This window comes from Cupriavidus sp. 22TCCZM04-2 (assembly GCF_057798895.1).
In genome coordinates this window covers 130431-149822 of record NZ_JBYOJS010000004.1, presented here as the reverse complement: position 1 = coordinate 149822, position 19392 = coordinate 130431, and the positions used below count along the sequence as shown (strand labels likewise).

The 19392-nt window shown below is 64.6% G+C and carries 17 protein-coding genes; 13 read left to right on the top strand and 4 right to left on the bottom strand.

What is annotated here, in order from left to right:
* Positions 1-29: 29 nt before the first annotated feature.
* From clsB to AC3FKG_RS08575, 6 genes are all read left to right on the top strand, one after another.
* Positions 30-1361, top strand: coding sequence for a cardiolipin synthase ClsB (gene clsB, locus AC3FKG_RS08600; RefSeq protein WP_488742858.1), 1332 nt, complete (start codon positions 30-32; stop codon positions 1359-1361).
* A gap of 335 nt (positions 1362-1696) precedes the next feature.
* Positions 1697-2287, top strand: a complete 591-nt coding sequence (locus AC3FKG_RS08595; protein WP_211948946.1) for a TetR/AcrR family transcriptional regulator — start codon at positions 1697-1699, stop codon at positions 2285-2287.
* A gap of 85 nt (positions 2288-2372) precedes the next feature.
* Positions 2373-4160, top strand: a complete 1788-nt coding sequence (locus AC3FKG_RS08590) for an acyl-CoA dehydrogenase C-terminal domain-containing protein (RefSeq protein WP_488742857.1) — start codon at positions 2373-2375, stop codon at positions 4158-4160.
* 84 nt (positions 4161-4244) lie between these two features.
* Positions 4245-6668: a 3-hydroxyacyl-CoA dehydrogenase/enoyl-CoA hydratase family protein gene (locus AC3FKG_RS08585; protein ID WP_488742856.1), complete on the top strand. Its 2424-nt coding sequence runs from the start codon at positions 4245-4247 to the stop codon at positions 6666-6668.
* Positions 6669-6685: 17 nt separating this feature from the next.
* The gene (locus AC3FKG_RS08580) at positions 6686-7885 is read left to right on the top strand and encodes an acetyl-CoA C-acyltransferase (RefSeq protein ID WP_488742965.1); all 1200 of its coding nucleotides are present in this window, start codon (positions 6686-6688) and stop codon (positions 7883-7885) included.
* Positions 7886-7964: 79 nt separating this feature from the next.
* Entirely contained in the window at positions 7965-8741 is a 777-nt protein-coding gene (locus AC3FKG_RS08575; protein WP_483710429.1) for an enoyl-CoA hydratase, read from the top strand.
* A gap of 100 nt (positions 8742-8841) precedes the next feature.
* Here the strand turns inward: AC3FKG_RS08575 and AC3FKG_RS08570 are convergent, their stop codons facing one another.
* On the bottom strand, positions 8842-9246 hold the full coding sequence (locus AC3FKG_RS08570; RefSeq protein ID WP_483710430.1) for an acyl-CoA thioesterase: 405 nt from the start codon (positions 9244-9246) through the stop codon (positions 8842-8844).
* A 118-nt stretch (positions 9247-9364) separates the two neighbouring features.
* Between AC3FKG_RS08570 and AC3FKG_RS08565 the strand changes: the two genes are divergently transcribed.
* The gene (locus AC3FKG_RS08565) at positions 9365-11254 is read left to right on the top strand and encodes an ABCB family ABC transporter ATP-binding protein/permease (protein ID WP_483710431.1); all 1890 of its coding nucleotides are present in this window, start codon (positions 9365-9367) and stop codon (positions 11252-11254) included.
* Positions 11255-11263: 9 nt separating this feature from the next.
* Here AC3FKG_RS08565 and AC3FKG_RS08560 read toward each other — a convergent pair whose 3' ends face one another.
* Together AC3FKG_RS08560 and AC3FKG_RS08555 are read right to left on the bottom strand one after the other, a co-directional pair.
* On the bottom strand, positions 11264-11722 hold the full coding sequence (locus AC3FKG_RS08560) for an Lrp/AsnC family transcriptional regulator (RefSeq protein WP_211948812.1): 459 nt from the start codon (positions 11720-11722) through the stop codon (positions 11264-11266).
* Between the two features lie 57 nt (positions 11723-11779).
* Positions 11780-12337, bottom strand: a complete 558-nt coding sequence (locus tag AC3FKG_RS08555; RefSeq protein WP_488742855.1) for a cysteine dioxygenase family protein — start codon at positions 12335-12337, stop codon at positions 11780-11782.
* A 209-nt stretch (positions 12338-12546) separates the two neighbouring features.
* Here AC3FKG_RS08555 and AC3FKG_RS08550 point away from each other — a divergent pair, with 209 nt between their 5' ends.
* The 6 genes from AC3FKG_RS08550 to AC3FKG_RS08525 all read left to right on the top strand — a co-directional run bounded on the left by AC3FKG_RS08550 (position 12547) and on the right by AC3FKG_RS08525 (position 18371).
* Positions 12547-13506 (top strand): LysR substrate-binding domain-containing protein, encoded by a 960-nt coding sequence (locus AC3FKG_RS08550; protein ID WP_483710433.1) that lies wholly within the window; start codon positions 12547-12549, stop codon positions 13504-13506.
* Positions 13507-13696: 190 nt separating this feature from the next.
* Positions 13697-15004, top strand: coding sequence for a Glu/Leu/Phe/Val family dehydrogenase (locus AC3FKG_RS08545; protein ID WP_483710434.1), 1308 nt, complete (start codon positions 13697-13699; stop codon positions 15002-15004).
* Positions 15005-15255: 251 nt separating this feature from the next.
* Complete coding sequence (locus AC3FKG_RS08540) at positions 15256-16155, top strand: glutamate/aspartate ABC transporter substrate-binding protein (RefSeq protein WP_488742854.1); 900 nt, start codon at positions 15256-15258, stop codon at positions 16153-16155.
* A 63-nt stretch (positions 16156-16218) separates the two neighbouring features.
* Entirely contained in the window at positions 16219-16947 is a 729-nt protein-coding gene (locus tag AC3FKG_RS08535) for an amino acid ABC transporter permease (RefSeq protein WP_483710436.1), read from the top strand.
* A gap of 9 nt (positions 16948-16956) precedes the next feature.
* Positions 16957-17640, top strand: a complete 684-nt coding sequence (gene gltK, locus AC3FKG_RS08530; RefSeq protein WP_483710437.1) for a glutamate/aspartate ABC transporter permease GltK — start codon at positions 16957-16959, stop codon at positions 17638-17640.
* The gene (locus tag AC3FKG_RS08525; RefSeq protein ID WP_483710438.1) at positions 17637-18371 is read left to right on the top strand and encodes an amino acid ABC transporter ATP-binding protein; all 735 of its coding nucleotides are present in this window, start codon (positions 17637-17639) and stop codon (positions 18369-18371) included. Before gltK ends, AC3FKG_RS08525 begins: the two co-directional genes overlap by 4 nt.
* Before the next feature lie 80 nt (positions 18372-18451).
* On the opposite strand, the gene AC3FKG_RS08520 is transcribed toward AC3FKG_RS08525, so the two are convergent.
* The gene (locus tag AC3FKG_RS08520) at positions 18452-19282 is read right to left on the bottom strand and encodes a class II glutamine amidotransferase (protein ID WP_483710439.1); all 831 of its coding nucleotides are present in this window, start codon (positions 19280-19282) and stop codon (positions 18452-18454) included.
* Positions 19283-19392: the final 110 nt, after the last annotated feature.

Below are 19392 nucleotides of genomic sequence, written 5' to 3'. Positions count from 1 at the left end.
GATGGCGCCTTGTGTTCCATAATCGCGTCATGTCACGGATATCCGACACCGACAAGCTGGCCGCCACGCGTGCCGCCGCCGTGGCGCAGGTTGCGGCGCGGGACGGCGACACCGGCACCACGGCCGCGCCCGCGGGACGGCGGCGCCTGCTGCGCTGGGCCGGTAGGCATAGCAAGCCGGTGGGGGGCAATCAGGTACGCCTGCTCAGCGGGGGGGGCGATTTCTTCCCGGCGCTGATCGAGGCCATCGATGCCGCGGCCTTCCAGGTCATCGTCGAGACCTATATCTATGCCGACGACGACGTCGGCCGCGCCGTCAGCGACGCGCTGGTCCGTGCGGTGGCGCGCGGCGTATCGGTACGGCTCACGGTGGACGGTTTCGGTGCCGGCGACATGTCCGGGGAGCTCGCGCAGCGCCTGCGCGACGGCGGCGTGCAACTGCGTGTCTACCGCGTCCTGAGCGGCTTTCGGCTGGCGCGCCGGCACCTGCGCCGCCTGCACCGCAAGCTGGCGGTGATTGACCGGCGCGTGGCGTTCGTAGGTGGCATCAACATCATCGACGACTACAATCACGGGCCGTTCGAGCAGGCAGGGCTGGGGGCCCGCTACGACTTCGCCGTCGAAGTCAGCGGGCCGCTGGTGGACCGCATTGCACTGACGGCCGAACGGCTGTGGTGGCGGCTCTCGCTGCGCGGCGAATTGCACGACGTGGGCCTGGCGGGCGCGGCGGCGGGCTACCCGCTCGTCACCGACCTGCCGCCACGGCGGGACACCGCGGGTGGCGTGCTGGCGGCGCTGCTGCTGCGCGACAATCTGCGCAACCGCCGCACCATCGAGCGCGAATACCTGCGCGCGCTGGGCGTGGCCCGTGACGACGTGATCCTGGCCAACGCGTATTTCCTGCCCGGCCACAAGATGCGGCGCGCGCTGCTCGCGTGCCGCGCCCGCGGCGTGCGGGTACGATTGCTGTTGCAGGGCAGGATCGAATACCGTCTCCAGCATTTCGCTACGCATGCGCTCTATGCCAGCTTGCTGGACGCCGGTGTCGAGATCTACGAGTACGCCGAAAGCTTCCTGCACGCCAAGGTCGGCGTGGTCGATCAGTCGTGGGCCACGGTCGGGTCGAGCAATATGGATCCGTTCAGCCTGCTGCTCGCGCGCGAGGCCAACGTCTGCATTTATGATCCGGCCTTCGCCGCCGGCTTGCGTGAGGAACTGGAGCGGGCCATCGCGCAGTGCAGCGTGCGCGTCATGCCCGAAGCCCATGCACGCCGCTCTTCGCTAAGGCGCGTCGCGAACTGGGCGGCGTACATGGTGTTGCGCTTTGGCGTCGTCATCGCCGGCGTGACGGGGCGCTACTAGGGCGGCGCACGACGTATTGCTTCGCAGCACGATGCAGGCTGCTTGGCTTGAAGCAACAGGCGGCGCGATGATGTTGCAACGCAGCCTGTTTAGAAACGTGGGTCTAATTAAAAGCTTGATGGCAACGGGGCGCGACAGAATAATCTGAACGACCGTTCTTTTTTGGCTTAGACTGCGTGCATTCGCGGCGAAAACCGGCATTTCAGCGGCCGCCGCATGCAATAAGCAACGTCAGGGTCATACGTGGTGCCCAGTGAAGGCGCCACAAGAACGGAGAAATAATTATGCGACACCAGTCAGCTCGTCTTGAATCCGCCACCGCTTCCCCCGCGCCGATGCGCAAGGGGGAGATGACGCGCGTGGCGATTCTGGATGCCGCACTGGAATTGTCGTCCCGCGACGGGCTCGAAGGTCTGACCATCGGGCTGTTGGCGGAACGCATGCAGATGAGCAAGAGCGGCGTCTTCGCGCATTTCGGTTCGCGCGAAGACCTGCAGGTGGAAGTTGTGCGCGAGTATCACCGGCGGTTCGAGCAGGAGGTGTTTTACCCTTCTCTGCATGAGCCGCGCGGGCTGCCTCGGCTGTGGTCGATGGTGCGCCGGTGGATGGAGAAACGCATCCAGGAAGTGACGACGGGATGCATCTACATCAGCGGCGCCGTCGAGTACGACGACCGCGCGGAAAGCCTGGTGCGTGACGAGCTGGTCAAGAGCGTCAGCATCTGGCGATCGGCGCTGACGCGTGCCATCAGCCAGGCCAAGGAAGAGGGGCACCTGCGCGCGGACAGCGATCCGCGCCTGATGCTGTTCGAGATGTACAGCCTTGAACTGGGCCTGCATCACGACGCACGTTTCCTGCGCCTGCCGGACAGCGCCGAGCTTGCCATGGTCGCGCTCAACAAACTGATTCAGTCTTACCGTACCTGAGGCTGTCGCGTACGGACCGTGTCACCCGCCTGTCGGGTGGCGCACGGGCGGCGTGGCGGCATCGTGAAACTCCAAGGAGCTTTTGATGGGCCAGTACACCGCACCGTTGCGCGACATGCAGTTTGTGCTTCATGAACTGCTCGGCGCCGAAGCCGAACTCAAGGCGATGCCGCCGCACGCGGACATCGACGCGGACACCATCAACCAGGTCATCGAGGAAGCCGGCAAGTTCTGCTCGGACGTGGTGTTCCCGCTCAACCAGGTGGGCGACCGCGAAGGCTGCACCTACGTCGGCGACGGCGTGGTGAAGGCGCCGACCGGCTTCAAGGAAGCCTACGACCAGTACGTGGAAGCCGGCTGGCCGGCGCTGGCTTGCGACCCGGCCTTCGGGGGGCAGGGCCTGCCGATCGTGGTTAACAACGTGCTGTACGAGATGCTGAACTCGGCCAGCCAGGCGTGGACCATGTACCCGGGCCTGTCGCACGGCGCCTACGAGGCGCTGCACGCGCACGGCACGCCGGCGTTGCAGCAGGCGTACCTGCCCAAGCTGGTGTCGGGCGTGTGGACCGGCACCATGTGCCTGACCGAGCCGCATTGCGGCACCGACCTCGGCATCCTGCGCACGAAAGCCGAACCACAGGCCGACGGTTCCTACCTGCTGACCGGCACCAAGATCTTTATCTCCGCCGGTGAGCACGACCTCGCCGAGAACATCATCCATTTGGTGCTGGCACGCCTGCCGGACGCCCCACAGGGCACCAAGGGCATCTCGCTGTTCGTCGTGCCGAAGTTCATTCCGGACGCGAGCGGCAACCCCGGCCAGCGCAACGGCATCCAGTGCGGCTCGATCGAGCACAAGATGGGCATCCACGGCAATGCCACCTGCGTGATGAACCTCGATGGCGCGCGCGGCTGGCTGGTGGGCGAGGCCAACAAGGGCCTGAACGCGATGTTCGTGATGATGAATGCCGCGCGCCTGGGCGTCGGCGCGCAGGGCCTGGGCCTGACCGAAGTCGCATACCAGAACTCGGTGGCCTACGCCAAGGATCGCCTGCAGATGCGTGCGCTGACCGGCCCGAAGGCGCCGGACAAGCCGGCCGACCCGATCATTGTGCATCCGGACGTGCGTCGCATGCTGCTGACGCAGAAGGCCTATGCCGAAGGCGGCCGCGCGTTCAGCTACTGGACCGCGCTGCAGATCGACCGCGAACTGTCGCACCCCGACGAGGCCGTGCGCAAGCAGGCCGGCGACCTGGTGGCGCTGCTGACGCCGGTGATCAAGGCCTTCCTGACCGACAACGCATTCACCAGCACCAACGAAGGCATGCAGGTGTTCGGCGGCCACGGCTACATCTCCGAATGGGGCATGGAGCAGTACGTGCGCGACGCCCGCATCAACATGATCTACGAGGGCACCAACACCATCCAGGCGCTGGACCTGCTGGGCCGCAAGATCCTCGGCGACATGGGCGCCAGGATGAAGGCCTTCGGCAAGATCGTGCAGGCGTTCGTCGAGGAAGAGGGCACCAACGAAGCGATGCAGGAGTTCATCAACCCGCTTGCCGACCTGGGCGACAAGGTGCAGAAGCTGACCATGGAAATCGGCATGAAGGCCATGGGCAATGCAGACGAAGTGGGCGCCGCCGCCGTGCCGTACCTGCGTGTGGTGGGCCACCTGGTGTTCTCGTACTTCTGGGCCCGCATGGCCAAGATCGCGCTCGAAAAAGAAGGCGGCGGCGACAAGTTCTACACCGCCAAGCTGGCGACGGCGCGTTTCTACTTTGCCAAGCTGCTGCCGGAGACGGCCGGCGAGATCCGCAAGGCGCGGGCCGGCTCGGCCACGCTGATGGCGCTGGACGCCGACCTGTTCTGACGGCCTGATTGCCTGCCCTCTCTCCTCATGACAGGAGGGAGGGGTCGCCCTTCATCAAAACGCTCACATCCATCAGGAGCGCTCATGTCCAATTTCATCGTCAAGAAAGTCGCCGTGCTCGGCGCCGGCGTCATGGGGGCGCAGATCGCCGCCCATCTCGTCAACGCGCGCGTGCCGGTGGTGCTGTTCGACCTGCCGGCCAAGGAAGGCCCCAAGAGCGGGATCGCGCTGCGCGCCATCGAGAACCTGAAGAAGCTCTCGCCCGCGCCACTGGGCATCAAGGACGAGGCCGGCCTGATCCAGGCCGCCAACTACGAAGACGATATCGCCCTGCTCGAGGAATGCGACGTGGTGATCGAGGCGATCGCCGAGCGCATGGACTGGAAGCACGACCTGTACAAGAAGGTCGCGCCGCATCTTGGCGCAAATACCATCTTCGCGAGCAATACCTCTGGTTTGTCGATCACGGAACTGTCCGATGGCTTCGACGCCGACCTGAAGGCGCGCTTCTGCGGGGTGCACTTCTTCAACCCGCCGCGCTACATGCACCTGGTCGAGCTGATCCCCACGGCGACCACGCAGCCGGAGATCCTCGACAAGCTCGAAGCCTTCCTGACCACCACGTTGGGCAAGGGCGTGGTGCGCGCGAAGGACACGCCCAACTTCATCGCCAACCGCGTGGGCATCTTCTCGATCCTGGCAGTGTTCGCCGAGGCCGAGAAATTCGGCATTCCGTTCGACATCGTCGACGACCTGACCGGCTCGAAACTGGGCCGCGCCAAGTCGGCCACGTTCCGCACCGCCGACGTGGTGGGCCTGGACACCATGGCTCACGTGATCAAGACCATGCAAGACAACCTGCATGACGATCCGTTCGCGCCGGTCTACAAGACTCCGGCCGTGCTGAAAGGGCTGGTCGATGCAGGCGCGTTGGGCCAGAAGACGGGTGCCGGCTTCTACAAGAAGGAAGGCAAGGCGATCAAGGTGCTCGACGCCAAGACCGGCCAGTATGTCGAGTCGGGCAAGAAGGCCGACGAGATCGTCGTGCGCATGCTCAAGAAGGCGCCGGCGGAGCGCATCAAGCTGCTGCGCGAATCGACCAATCCGCAGGCGCAGTTCCTGTGGTCGGTGTTCCGTGACGTGTTCCACTACATCGCGGTGTACCTCGAACAGATCGCCGGTTCGGCGGCCGATGTCGACCTGGCAATCCGCTGGGGCTTCGGCTGGAACTCGGGTCCGTTCGAGGACTGGCAAGCCGCCGGCTGGAAGCAGGTGGCCGAGTGGGTGAAGGAAGATATCGGCGCAGGCAAGGCGCTGTCCAATGCGCCGATGCCCGCGTGGGTGTTCGAAGGACCCGTGGCCGAGAACCAGGGCGTGCATGCGGCGCAGGGTTCGTGGGCGCCGGCCACGCAGCAGTTCATCGCGCGCAGCACGCTGCCGGTCTATCGGCGCCAGGTATTCCGCGCCGCGCTGGCGGGCACGGCCGCCGTGGATCCACGCAAGGCCGGCCGCACCGTCGAGGAGAACGACGCCGTGCGCATCTGGGTCGCCGAGGGCGAGGACGATGTGCTGGTGGTCTCGTTCAAGAGCAAGATGAACACCATCGGGCCGGACGTGATCGACGGCCTGACGCGCGCAATCGATCTTGCTGAAGCCGAATACAAGGGACTGGTCGTGTGGCAGCCGACATCGCTGCAGCTTGGCGCGCCGGGCGGCCCGTTCTCCGCGGGCGCCAACCTGGAAGCCGCGATGCCGGCCTTCATGATGGGCGGCGCCAAGGGCATCGAGCCCTTCGTGAAGAAATTCCAGGACGGCATGATGCGCGTGAAGTATGCGGCGGTGCCCGTGGTATCGGCCGCATCGGGCATTGCGCTGGGCGGCGGCTGCGAACTGATGCTGCATTCGGCGGCACGCGTGGCGGCGCTGGAAACCTATATCGGCCTGGTGGAAGTGGGCGTGGGCCTGGTGCCCGCCGGCGGCGGTTTGAAGGAAGCAGCATTGGCGGCAGCGCGCGCAGCGCAGGCGGCCGGCAGCACCAACTACCTGCAGTTCCTGACCAGCCGCTTCCAGAACGCGGCGATGGCCAAGGTGTCCGGATCGGCGCTCGAAGCCCGCCAGATGGGCTACCTGCAGGACTCGGACAAGGTCGTCTTCAACGTGCACGAACTGCTCCATGTAGCGCTGAACCAGGTGCGCGCGCTGGCCGACGCCGGCTATCGCGCGCCGCTGCCGGCACTGGTGCCGGTGGCCGGCCGCTCGGGCATTGCGACCATCAAGGCCTCGCTGGTCAATATGCGCGACGGCGGCTTTATTTCCGCGCACGATTTCCTGATCGCCGCGCGCATCGCCGAAGTGGTGTGCGGCGGCGACGTCGAGGCCGGCTCGCTCGTCAGCGAGCAATGGCTGCTCGCGCTCGAGCGCAAGGCCTTCGTCGACCTGCTCGGCACCAGCAAGACGCAGGAACGCATCATGGGCATGCTGCAGACCGGCAAGCCCGTCCGCAACTAAGGCAGCGAGGAACCGACATCATGAAACAACTGCAAGACGCCTACATCGTTGCCGCGACCCGCACGCCGATCGGCAAGGCGCCGAAGGGCGCGTTCAAGAATACGCGCCCGGACGACCTGCTGGCGATGATCCTCAGGGCCGCCGTGGCGCAGGTGCCGTCGCTCGACCCGGCGCTGATCGAAGACGCCATCGTCGGCTGTGCGATTCCCGAAGCGCAGCAGGGCCTGAACGTGGCGCGCATCGGCGCGCTGCTGTCGGGCCTGCCGAACACCGTGGGCGGCATCACCGTCAACCGCTTCTGCGCCTCGGGCCTGAGCGCGGTGGCGATGGCCGCGGACCGCATCCGCGTGGGTGAATCCGATGTGATGATCGCCGCCGGCGTGGAATCGATGAGCATGGTGCCGATGATGGGCAACTCGCCGTCGATGTCGCCCGACATCTTCACGCGCGACGAGAACGTTGGCATTGCCTATGGCATGGGCCTGACCGCCGAGAAGGTCGCGCAGCAATGGCAGGTCAGCCGCGAAGACCAGGATGCGTTCTCGCTGGCCTCGCACCAGAAGGCCATTGCCGCGCAGCAGGCGGGGGAATTCAACGATGAGATCACGCCGATCGAGATTGTCGAGAAGTTCCCGAACCTGGCCAGCGGCGAGGTCAGCGTCAAGACGCGCACCATCGCGCTGGACGAAGGTCCGCGCCTCGATACCTCGCTCGAAGGCCTCGGCAAGCTGCGCCCGGTGTTCGCCAACAAGGGCAGCGTGACCGCCGGCAACAGCTCGCAGACGTCCGATGGTGCCGGCGCGCTGATCCTGGTGTCCGAGAGGATCCTGAAGCAGTTCAACCTGGTGCCGCTCGCGCGCTTCGTGTCGTTCGCGGTGCGCGGCGTGCCGCCGCAGATCATGGGGATCGGTCCGAAGGAAGCGATTCCCGCGGCGCTGAAGGCTGCAGGCCTGACGCAAGACCAGATCGGCTGGATCGAGCTGAACGAGGCCTTTGCCGCGCAGTCGCTGGCAGTCATGCGCGACCTGGAGCTTGATCCGGCCAGGGTCAATCGCATGGGCGGTGCCATTGCGCTGGGCCACCCGCTCGGCGCGACCGGTGCGATCCGTTCGGCCACCGTGGTGCATGCGCTGCGTCGCCACAACCTGCAGTACGGCATGGTGACCATGTGCGTGGGCACGGGCATGGGCGCAGCCGGGATCTTCGAGCGCGTCTGACGCAGCGTGCCAGATGGGGTGCTGCCTTGGCGGCGCCCCATCCCGTCATTGCAGCCACGTATCACCACGAGAGGCATTCATGAGCATCAGCACCAGCATTGACCAGGGCATCCTGACGATCGAATTCGATCGTGCAGAGAAGAAGAACGCCATCACGGCGGCAATGTACCAGGCCATGGCCGATGCGCTGCGCGCGGCCGAGGCGGACAGCACGGTGCGCGTCATCCTGATTCGCGGCAAGGACGAGATCTTCACCGCCGGCAATGACCTCGAAGATTTCATGCAGCGCCCGCCGACAGGCAGTGAAGGCACCGAGCCGGCACCGGTGTTCCAGTTCCTGGACCAGATCAGCCACGCGAGCAAGCCCATCGTCGCGGCAGTCAGCGGTGCGGCCGTGGGGGTCGGCACCACGCTGCTGCTGCATTGCGATTTCGTCTATGCATCTGAAACGGCCAAGCTGTCGCTGCCGTTCACGCAGCTGGGCCTATGCCCGGAGGCGGCATCCAGCCTGCTGCTGCCGCGGTTGCTCGGCTACCAGCGCGCCGCCGAGAAGCTGATGCTGGGCGAGCCGTTCGGCGCGCAGGAAGCGCACCAGCTTGGTCTTGTCACACGCGTGCTGCCGGTGGCGGAACTGCACGCCTTTGCACTGCAGCAGGCGCGCAAGCTGGCCGCGCTGCCGGCCTCGTCGCTGCGCGAGACCAAGCGGCTGATGAAGGGCAATGACGTGGCGGCCGTCGAGAAGAAGATGGCCGAGGAGGGCGAGGTGTTCCGGCGCATGCTGGTGGCACCGGAAGCGAAGGAGGCGTTCACGGCGTTCTTCGAGAAACGCAAGCCGGATTTTACGAAGTTCAGCTGAACGGCTGAGGGCGTTTCCTCTACTGTGGGCTTGCTCTCCTCTCCCATCAAGGGGAGAGGGGAAACAACAATCGGCAAGATGATTCTGCCGACCTTCAGCCTTACTCCGCCGGCAACACTCTCGGCTGGCGGCTCTCATCCGTCGCCACATACGTCAGCGTGGCTTCCGTCACCTTGACGATCTCATTGCTGTGCCGCATGCGCTGCGCATAGACCTCGACCGATACCGTGATCGAGGTGCGGCCGGTCTTCTCGATCTCGGCATAGAAGCTCACCAGGTCGCCGACAAACACGGGGTGCTTGAACAGGAAGGAATTCACGGCCACCGTGGCCACGCGGCCCTGGGCGCGTTCGACCGCGGGAATGGATCCGGCGATGTCCACCTGCGCCATGATCCAGCCGCCGAACACGTCGCCATGCACATTGGCATCGGCGGGCATCGGGACAACGCGCAGTGCGGGGCTCTTGCCGGCTGGCAGGGCTGGGACGGTATGGGGCGAGTTCATGGCGGGAAACCGGAAAGGAAGGGAAGGCGGCAATCGCGCCGAGCGGACGCACCCGGGAGGCGCCCTGCCGGCCGGCGCGATCTCTGCGACAATCGGCCATTAGCCTGAATTCTATCGTATGCGCCGCTATTCCACGACCGCGGAACCGCCCCCCGCAAAGCCCGCCACGCTCTTCCCCGGCCAACGCCAGCCGCGCAGCGACTGGCAGACCGTACGCAACCTGGTGCCCTATGTCTGGCACTACAAGTGGCGCGTGATGCTTGCGCTGGTCTGCCTGGTGGCGGCCAAGGTCGCGAACCTGGGCGTGCCGGTGCTGATGAAGCGGCTGATCGACAGCATGAACATCACCGCCGGCGACCCGCGCGCGCTGCTGGTGGTGCCGGTCGGGCTGATCGTGGCCTATGGCGTGTTGCGGCTGTCGTCCACGCTGTTCACGGAGTTGCGGGAAATCCTCTTTTCCAAGGTGACGCAGAGCGCGGTGCGGGAAATCGCGCTGCAGGTGTTTCGCCATCTGCACGCGCTGTCGCTGCGCTTTCACCTGGACCGGCAGACCGGCGGCATGAGCCGCGATATCGAGCGCGGCACGCGCGGCATCCAGTCGCTGATCTCGTACTCGCTGTACAGCATCCTGCCGACGCTGGTGGAGATGGCGCTGGTGCTCGGCTTCTTCGTGCTGCACTACGACATCTGGTTTGCCGCCATCACGGGCTGCGCGCTGGTGGGCTATATCGTCTTCACCATCGTCGTGACCGAATGGCGCACGCATTTCCGCCGCAAGATGAACGAGCTCGATTCGCGCGCGAACCAGAAGGCGATCGATTCGCTGCTGAACTTCGAGACGGTCAAGTACTTCGGCAACGAAGAGTACGAGACGCAGCGCTATGACGAGAACCTGCGCCACTACCGCACCGCGGCGATCCGTTCGCAGAACTCGCTGTCGTTCCTGAATTTCGGCCAGCAGACCATCATCGCGGCGGGACTGATCCTGATCCTGTGGCGCGCCACCGTGGGCGTGGTCGCGGGCAAGCTGACGCTCGGCGACCTGGTGCTGGTCAACACGCTGATGATCCAGCTCTATATCCCGCTGAACTTCCTCGGCGTGATCTACCGCGAGATCAAGCAGGCCACCACCGACATGGACCGCATGTTCGTGCTGCTGGGCACGCACCAGGAGGTGGCCGACACCGCGGGCGCTCAGCAGCTCAGGGTGCAGGGCGCGGAAGTGCGCTTCCGCCATGTGCGCTTCGGCTATGAATCGAATCGGGTGATTCTCGACGATGTCGATTTCACGATCGCGGCGGGCACCACCACGGCAGTGGTGGGGCACAGCGGCTCGGGCAAGTCGACGCTCGCGCGCCTGCTGTTCCGCTTCTATGACGTCAGCGACGGCGCCATCCTGATCGACGGGCAGGACATGCGCGAGATCACGCAGGACAGCCTGCGCCGGTCGATCGGCATCGTGCCGCAGGATACGGTGCTGTTCAACGACAGCATCTTCTACAACATCGCCTATGGCCGGCCCGATGCCACCCATGACGAAGTCATCGCCGCCGCGCGCGCGGCACAGATCGACCAGTTCATCCGCGAACTGCCGCAGGGCTACGACACGCCCGTCGGCGAACGCGGCCTCAAGCTGTCGGGCGGGGAAAAGCAGCGCGTGGCCATCGCCCGGACGCTGCTGAAGAATCCGCCGATCCTGGTGTTCGACGAGGCGACCTCCGCGCTGGACTCGCGCACCGAGCAGGCCATCCAGGCCGAACTGATGCGGCTCGCGCAGAACCGCACCACGCTCCTGATCGCGCACCGCTTGTCCACCGTGGTTCATGCCGACCAGATCCTGGTGATGGACCATGGGCGCATCGTCGAGCGCGGCACCCACGCCGAGCTGATGCGCGCAGGCGGCCGCTATGCGGAGATGTGGGAAATCCAGGCGCGCAGTGCGGCACGCGGCGAAGCGGTACGGGACGAACTGGCGATCGACGTCGGCGACGCCACGCAGGACGCCTGAGCGCCGGCGCTACGCATAATCAAGCGGCAACGCCGTGGTGTACTTGATCTGTTCCATCGCAAAGCTGGAACTTACGTCGGCGAGTTCCGATCCCTGGATCAGCTTCTTGTACACGCGGTCATAGGCGGCGATGTCCGGCACCACCACGCGCAGCAGGTAATCGGTGTCGCCGGCCATGCGGTAGAACTCGGTCACTTCCGGAATCGAGGCCACCAGCGCATGGAACTGCTTGAGCCATTTGACGTTGTGCTGGCTCGTGCGGACCGAGACGAACACCGTCACGCCGGCATTCAGCTTGCCGGCATCAAGCAGCGCCACGCGCTTGCGGATCAGGCCGGCTTCCTCGAGCTTCTGGATGCGGCGCCAGCACGGTGTGGAAGTCAGCCCGACGCGTTCACCGATCTCGGCCACCGGCACCGTGGCGTCTTCCTGCAGGATGGCAAGGATCTGTTTGTCGTAGCGGTCCATCGGTGTATGCGGTATTCCCTGAAGTCGTGGCCCTTGGCGCCGCTACCGGGCGGCGTGTCAGGCGTCGATGGTGTCAACCAGCAGGTTGACGCCGGTGGAGATGTGGTCGTGGTCCACGCCGTATACATGCAGCGACACGGCAACGCTGTCGCTGGCATTGCCAAGCGCATGGATGTGCTGCAAGCCTGCCGGCACGCTGAAGGTGGCGCCGGCATGGCGCTCGACGCTGCCGCTCTGCGCGGCGCGGCGGGTGGAAGGGTTCCACTGGTAGTGGCGCTCGCCCAGCGTGCCATGCAGCACGCGGTAGGCGCACCAGGTGCGATGCCCGTGCACCGGGCTGGACTGCCCGGGGCGCCAGACCAGCAACATGGCCGAAAACCGCGCGAGCGGATCGGCATAGACCAGGTGGCGCGTGTAGGCGTGCGGGCTGCCCAGCAGCGCGCCGGGCGGCAGGCAGGCCAGCAGCGTATCGGCGTCCGGCAGGCAGCTGTCGAGATGGTTGGCCACCATGCGGGCGCTGTGCGCGAAGGTGGCCTCCATGCTGAGCGCAAGCTGGCCCAGCGGGCCGGCGTGGACGGCGGGCGTGCCGCCTGCGGCGGCTGGACTGGGTGGCATGGCGGGCTCCGTGGTGTTCTTGGTATAGGGAAATCATAGGAGCGGCCGCAGAGCAAAGGCATGCATTCTGTCGTCGGATGTGGTGATACCTTGCAATCCAATGCTCGTAATATACCAATTGATGGAATGACATTCCACTCCACATCATTTACACGAAATAGGTTGCATGCCAGTGCCACCGGCGCCCGGGCCGGTGGATAATCCGCGTCATGGAAATCAAATGGCTTGAAGACTTCGTCAGCCTGGCCGAGACGCACAGCTTCTCGCGCTCGGCCGAACTGCGGCATGTCACCCAGCCGGCGTTTTCACGCCGGATACAGTCGCTGGAGGCGTGGGTCGGTACGGAACTGATCGACCGCTCCAGCTACCCGACCAGCCTGACCGCCGCCGGCAAGGTGTTCTACGAGCAGGCACTGGCGATGCTGGCGCAGGTCAGCGAGACGCGGGCGCTGATGCGCGGCCAGCGTTCATCCAACGCGCAGGTGCTGGAATTTGCCGTGCCGCACACGTTGTCGCTGACGTTCTTCCCGGAATGGCTCAAGGCGCTGGAGCGCAAGGTCGGCACGCTGCCGTGCCGGCTGCGCGCGCTCAACGTGCACGACGCGGTGCTGATGCTGGTGGAGGGCGGCTGCGACCTGGTGATGGTCTACCACCACGCGCGGCAGGCGATCCAGCTCGATCCGTCACGCTATGACATGCTGGTGCTCGGCATGGAACGGCTGTCCCCTTACAGCGTGCCCGACAGCACCGGCAAGCCGCTGTACCGGTTGCCCGGCACGGACAAGAAACCGGTGCCGTTCCTGAGCTACACGCCCAATGCCTTCCTCGGCCGCATGGTCGACATGCTGCTCGCCGATACCTCGGAAGAACTCAAGCTCGACAAATGCTACGAAACGGACATGGCCGAGGCGCTCAAGGTCATGGCGCTGTCTGGCCACGGCATGGCGTTCCTGCCCGAGAGCGCGGTGCGCGACGACGTGGCACAGGGCCGGCTGGTGCGGGCAGAGTCCGCACGCGGGCTGCCACTGTCGATCGATATGGAGATCCGGCTGTACCGCGAGCGTCCGGGCGAGAACGGCAATGACCGGCGGGCCACGGCGGCACGGAGGAAGCGGCAGCTGGTGGATCAGGTGTGGTCGACACTGGTGCCGGCGCAGACGCCGGCTTAGCGTTGTCTTGCTCCCTCTCGCGCAAGCGGGAGAGGGAGCACGCTCGTGGCTTGCATCGGCCGACACTCAATTGATCATTGGTTGGAAAACGTTATGCGCATTTTGCATGAGCGGATGAGCAAACGGCATTGGATTCCGAACTGGCCCCACGCCTAAGCTTGCGGGCATTCTCCACCCCGGAACCCACCCGATGTCTTCCGCAGCACCGACTCAAATTGCTGGCCAAAAGCACGCACTGCCGTCCTACCTCAACGCCGACAATCTCGGCCCCTGGGGCATCTACCTGCAACAAGTCGACCGTGTCACGCCTTACCTGGGCTCGCTGGCACGCTGGGTTGAAACCCTCAAGCGCCCCAAGCGCGCGCTGATCGTCGACGTACCCATCGAGCTGGACAATGGCACCATCGCCCACTACGAGGGCTATCGTGTGCAGCACAACCTGTCGCGCGGCCCGGGCAAGGGCGGCGTGCGTTTCCACCAGGACGTGACGCTTTCGGAAGTGATGGCGCTGTCGGCGTGGATGTCGGTCAAGAACGCCGCGGTGAACGTGCCCTACGGTGGCGCCAAGGGCGGTATCCGGGTGGATCCGCGCACGCTGTCGCACGCCGAGCTGGAGCGCCTGACGCGCCGTTACACCAGCGAAATCAACATCATCATCGGGCCGAGCAAGGACATCCCGGCGCCGGACGTCAACACCAATGCCCAAGTGATGGCGTGGATGATGGATACGTACTCGATGAACTCCGGCAGCACGTCCACCGGCGTCGTGACCGGCAAGCCGATCTCGCTGGGCGGATCGCTCGGCCGCCATGAGGCGACTGGCCGCGGCGTGTTCGTGGTCGGCTCCGAGGCCGCGCGCAATATCGGCCTGGAGATCAAGGGCGCCCGCGTGGCGGTGCAGGGCTTCGGCAACGTCGGCGCTGTCGCCGCCAAGCTGTTCCAGGAAGCCGGCGCCAAGGTGGTGGCCGTGCAGGACCACCGCACCACGCTGTACAACCCGGCCGGCCTCGACGTGCCGGCGATGATGGAATACGCCTCGCACAGCGGCACCATCGACGGCTACAAGGCCGAAGTCATCTCGTCGGAACAGTTCTGGCAGTTGGACTGCGACATCCTGATCCCGGCCGCGCTCGAAGGCCAGATCACGGCGCAGAACGCGCCCCAGATCCAGGCAAAGCTGGTCATCGAAGGTGCAAACGGCCCCACCACGCCGCAGGCTGATGACATCCTGCGCGAGCGCAATATCCTGGTGGCACCGGACGTGATTGCCAACGCCGGCGGTGTGACCGTGTCCTACTTCGAGTGGGTGCAGGACTTCTCAAGCTTCTTCTGGACCGAAGAGGAAATCAACCAGCGCCTGGTACGGATCATGCAAGAGGCATTCCGCGCGATCTGGCAGGTGGCGCAGGACAACAAGGTAACGCTGCGCACGGCCGCGTTTATCGTGGCCTGTTCGCGGATCCTGCAAGCGCGCGAAATGCGCGGCCTGTATCCCTGATGCAAACGCCGTTGCGCCGAGACGTTGATTGGTGCGACGCAGCACCTGGCAATAACCGCCTGACGCGGCCCGAGGATTTGTCTCAGGGCCGCGTTGTCGTATCCGGCAACGGGTGCGCACCTATGCCTTGAATTCCACTTCTAGGAGTAAAACCCAGTTGTTTTGAGCGGGATGCTGCGCAATACTGTTTCATCTGTGGGACATTCGTCATTAGAATCCCGCCTTTCTCTCTTCATGGTCAAGGAGATGTTATGAATTTTGCCAAGTTGGCTTCCCTGATGCTGGCCGCTGGCCTGGTGTGCGGTACCGCACAGGCAGCCGAGCAACTGACGGGCACGCTGAAGAAGATCAAAGATACCGGTGTGATTACGCTTGGCGTGCGCGATTCGTCGATCCCCTTCAACTACAACCTCGGCGGCGTCCGTCAGGTCGGCTATTCCTACGATATCAACATGAAGATCGTGGAAGCCATCAAGGACCAGCTCAAGATGCCGAACCTGCAGGTGAAGGAAATCCCGATCACCTCGCAGAACCGCATCACGCTGCTGCAGAACGGCACCATCGACATCGAGTGCGGCTCGACCACCAACAACCTGGAGCGCCAGAAGCAGGTTTCCTTCACGGATTCCATCTTCATCATCGGCACGCGCATCATGGTGAAGAAGGATGGCGGCATCAAGGACTGGGCCGACCTGAAGGGCAAGAACGTGGTGACCACGGCCGGCACCACCTCCGAGCGCCTGCTGCGCAAGATGAACGATGACCAGAAGCTGGGCATGAACATCATCAGCACCAAGGACCATGGCCAGTCGTTCCTGACGCTGGAATCGGGCCGCGCGGTGGCATTCATGATGGACGACGCGCTGCTGTATGGCGAGCGCGCCAAGGCCAAGAACCCGGCCGACTGGATCGTGGTCGGCAAGCCGCAATCGCGCGAGGCCTATGGCTGCATGATCCGCAAGGACGACCCGCAGTTCAAGAAGGTTTCCGACAACGTCATCGCCGGCATGATGAAGGACGGCTCCATCAACACGCTGTATACCAAGTGGTTCATGCAGCCGGTGCCGCCGAAGGGGCTGAATCTCGATTTCCCGCTGTCGGAAGACATGAAGGCGCTCATCAAGAGCCCGAACGACAAGGCGCTCGACTGACCTGCTGAAATCAGGCGTGCGAAACGGAAGGCGAGTCCTTCCGTTTCTTTTTGAGGACGCATCATGAACTACAACTGGCATTGGGGAGTATTCCTCGAGCAGGCGGCCCAGAACGAGACCTACCTGGACTGGATGATTTCCGGCCTGAAGGTCACGGTCGCGCTCGGGCTATCGTCCTGGGTCATCGCGCTCGCCATCGGCTCCGTGCTTGGCGTGCTGCGCACCGTGCCCAACAAGTGGCTGTCGGGCCTTGCCGCGGCCTATGTCGAGCTCTTCCGCAACATTCCGCTGCTGGTGCAGCTGTTCATCTGGTACTTCGTCGGCCCCGAGCTGCTGCCCGGCGGCGAGGCCATCAAGCAGATGAACCCGTTCACCCAGCAGTTCCTGGCCGCCATGCTGTGCCTGGGCACCTTCACCGCGGCCCGGGTCTGCGAGCAGGTGCGCTCGGGCATCAATTCGCTGCCGCGCGGCCAGCGCAACGCGGGCCTGGCCATGGGTTTCACGCTGCCGCAGACCTATCGCTTCGTGCTGCTGCCGATGGCCTTCCGCGTCATCGTGCCGCCGCTGACGTCCGAGTTCCTGAACATCTTCAAGAACTCGGCCGTGGCGTCGACGATCGGCCTGCTCGAACTGGCGGCGCAGGGGCGGCAACTGGTGGACTACACCGCGCGCCCGTATGAGTCGTTCATCGCGGTGACGGTGATGTACGCGGTCATCAATATCGTCGTCATGCTGATCATGCGCTGGGTCGAGGCCCGCAGCCGCGTGCCCGGTTTCATCGGCAGCAAGTAAGGGGGCGCCATGGCATACGAATTCGATTTCAGCTCCATCACTCCTGCCACGCTCGATGTGCTGGCCGAGGGCATGCTGGTCTCGCTCAAGATCACGGTTACGGCCATCGTGGTGGGCATTGTCTGGGGCACCATCCTGGCGATGATGCGCCTGTCGTCCATCAAGGCGTTCAACTGGTTTGCGCAGGGGTACGTGACCATCTTCCGCTCCATCCCGCTGGTGATGGTGCTGTTGTGGTTCTTCCTGATTATTCCGCAACTCCTGCAAAGCGCCTTCAACCTGTCTCCGGCATCGGACCTGCGCATGACGTCGGCGCTGATCGCGTTCTCGCTGTTCGAGGCGGCGTACTACTCGGAGATCATCCGGGCGGGTATCCAGAGCGTGTCGCGCGGGCAGATGTTCGCCGCGCAGGCGCTGGGCATGACCTACGGGCAGACCATGAAGCTGGTGATCCTGCCGCAGGCGTTCCGCAACATGGTGCCGCTGCTGCTGACGCAGGGCATCATCCTGTTCCAGGATACGTCGCTGGTCTACGTGAGCGCGCTGGCGGACTTCTTTGGCCAGGCCTACGGCGTTGGCGAGCGTGATGGCCGCATTGTGGAAATGCTGCTGTTCGCCGGCCTTGTCTATTTTGTTATCTGCTACTCCGTTTCGCTGATGGTCAAGCGTTACCAGAAAAAGGTGGCCCTATGATTGAAATCAACAATGTATCCAAGTGGTATGGCTCCTTCCAGGTGCTGACCGACTGCACCACCAGGGTTGCCAAGGGCGAGGTCGTGGTGGTTTGCGGACCGTCGGGCTCGGGCAAGTCGACCCTGATCAAGACCGTCAACGCGCTGGAACCGTTCCAGAAGGGCGATATCCTGGTGGACGGCACCTCGGTCGGCGACCCGAAGACCAACCTGCCCAAGCTGCGTTCGCGCGTGGGCATGGTGTTCCAGAATTTCGAGCTGTTCCCGCACCTGTCGATCACCGAAAACCTGACCATCGCGCAGATGAAGGTGCTCGGCCGCTCGAAGGAAGAGGCCACGGCCAAGGGCCTGAAGTACCTGGAGCGCGTGGGCCTGAAGAGCCAGGCGGCCAAGTACCCGGGCCAGCTCTCGGGCGGCCAGCAGCAGCGCGTGGCGATCGCGCGCGCGCTGTCGATGGATCCGATCTGCATGCTGTTCGATGAACCGACTTCGGCGCTGGACCCGGAGATGGTCAACGAAGTGCTGGACGTGATGGTGCAGCTCGCGCAGGAAGGCATGACCATGATGTGCGTGACCCACGAAATGGGCTTTGCACGCAAGGTGGCCAACCGCGTGATCTTCATGGACGCGGGCAAGATCGTCGAGGACTGCGCCAAGGAAGAGTTCTTCGGCAATATCGAGCAGCGCTCGGATCGCGCGAAGCAGTTCCTGTCGAAGATCCTGCAGCACTGAGCCCGCACTGAACCTGTAGCACGCCGCAACGAGAAAGGGACGCCATGGCGTCCCTTTCTCGTTGGCCGGACCGTCCGGTGTCAGGTGCAGGCCGTATTGGCCGCGTTCTTCGCCTGCACTTCGGGTGGAATCGGCACGGACAGCGTCATCTCCGGACGTCCGTCGATGAACATGATCAGCTCGCCCGGCTCGAAGCGCGTCCAGGTCTCGTTGTCGGTCAGCGGCTGGGTGGCGATCACCGCAACGCGGTCATCCTGCGTGGTGACCTGGGCGAAGTCGATCGACAGGTCGGCGTCGATCAGGTGCGCGGTCGAGAACGGCCATTGCCGCACGATGTAGTACAGCCGCGTCGAGCAGTGCGCGAACAAGGCCTGCCCGTTGCACAGCAGGTAGTTGAAGACGCCGTGCGTGGTGATTTCGCGGGTGATGTCCGCCAGCGCATGGCACAGCTCGTTCAGCGGCGGCTGCGAGCCCGGGAAGCGCTTGCGCAGCCCCTGCATCAGCGTGCAAAAGGCGAGTTCGCTGTCGGTGTCGCCCACGGGCTGGTAAACGCCGGACAGGAACGGCGCGAAGTTCAGCAGGTCGCCGTTGTGCGCGAAGATCCAGTGCCGGCCCCACAGCTCGCGCATGAACGGGTGGCAGTTCTCGAGCAGCACTGTGCCTTGCGTGGCCTTGCGGATGTGGGAGATGACGTTCTTGGACTTGATCGGGTAGCGCTTGATCAGGTCCGCGACGGGCGATGTGCCGGCCGACTGGTTGTCGATGAAGAGCCGGCAGGCCTTGTCTTCGAAGAACGCCACGCCGAAGCCGTCGGAATGGTGGTCGGTCACGCCGCCGCGGGCGGCGAAACCGGTGAAGGAGAACGTCACGTCGGTCGGCGTGGCGCAATTCATGCCTAGCAGCTGGCACATGGCGGGGCACCGGGGCGGCAGGGGGCTGCCGCTTTGCAATAGAATGCAGACATTATCCAACGCCCCCGGGCCGCTGCCAAGCGCATGCCTAAAGGGTGCCTCCGGCCATC

Excerpts from the sequence above, each read along its gene's own strand:
- AC3FKG_RS08565 (WP_483710431.1), top strand. The coding sequence starts at position 9,365 with ATGCGCCGCTATTCCACGACCGCGGAACCGCCCCCCGCAAAGCCCGCC.
- AC3FKG_RS08555 (WP_488742855.1), bottom strand. The coding sequence starts at position 12,337 with ATGCCACCCAGTCCAGCCGCCGCAGGCGGCACGCCCGCCGTCCACGCC.
- AC3FKG_RS08560 (WP_211948812.1), bottom strand. The coding sequence starts at position 11,722 with ATGGACCGCTACGACAAACAGATCCTTGCCATCCTGCAGGAAGACGCC.
- gltK (WP_483710437.1), top strand. The coding sequence starts at position 16,957 with ATGGCATACGAATTCGATTTCAGCTCCATCACTCCTGCCACGCTCGAT.
- AC3FKG_RS08595 (WP_211948946.1), top strand. The coding sequence starts at position 1,697 with ATGCGCAAGGGGGAGATGACGCGCGTGGCGATTCTGGATGCCGCACTG.
- AC3FKG_RS08540 (WP_488742854.1), top strand. The coding sequence starts at position 15,256 with ATGAATTTTGCCAAGTTGGCTTCCCTGATGCTGGCCGCTGGCCTGGTG.
- AC3FKG_RS08575 (WP_483710429.1), top strand. The coding sequence starts at position 7,965 with ATGAGCATCAGCACCAGCATTGACCAGGGCATCCTGACGATCGAATTC.
- clsB (WP_488742858.1), top strand. The coding sequence starts at position 30 with ATGTCACGGATATCCGACACCGACAAGCTGGCCGCCACGCGTGCCGCC.
- AC3FKG_RS08550 (WP_483710433.1), top strand. The coding sequence starts at position 12,547 with ATGGAAATCAAATGGCTTGAAGACTTCGTCAGCCTGGCCGAGACGCAC.
- AC3FKG_RS08545 (WP_483710434.1), top strand. The coding sequence starts at position 13,697 with ATGTCTTCCGCAGCACCGACTCAAATTGCTGGCCAAAAGCACGCACTG.
- AC3FKG_RS08585 (WP_488742856.1), top strand. The coding sequence starts at position 4,245 with ATGTCCAATTTCATCGTCAAGAAAGTCGCCGTGCTCGGCGCCGGCGTC.
- AC3FKG_RS08570 (WP_483710430.1), bottom strand. The coding sequence starts at position 9,246 with ATGAACTCGCCCCATACCGTCCCAGCCCTGCCAGCCGGCAAGAGCCCC.
- AC3FKG_RS08590 (WP_488742857.1), top strand. The coding sequence starts at position 2,373 with ATGGGCCAGTACACCGCACCGTTGCGCGACATGCAGTTTGTGCTTCAT.
- AC3FKG_RS08535 (WP_483710436.1), top strand. The coding sequence starts at position 16,219 with ATGAACTACAACTGGCATTGGGGAGTATTCCTCGAGCAGGCGGCCCAG.
- AC3FKG_RS08525 (WP_483710438.1), top strand. The coding sequence starts at position 17,637 with ATGATTGAAATCAACAATGTATCCAAGTGGTATGGCTCCTTCCAGGTG.
- AC3FKG_RS08520 (WP_483710439.1), bottom strand. The coding sequence starts at position 19,282 with ATGTGCCAGCTGCTAGGCATGAATTGCGCCACGCCGACCGACGTGACG.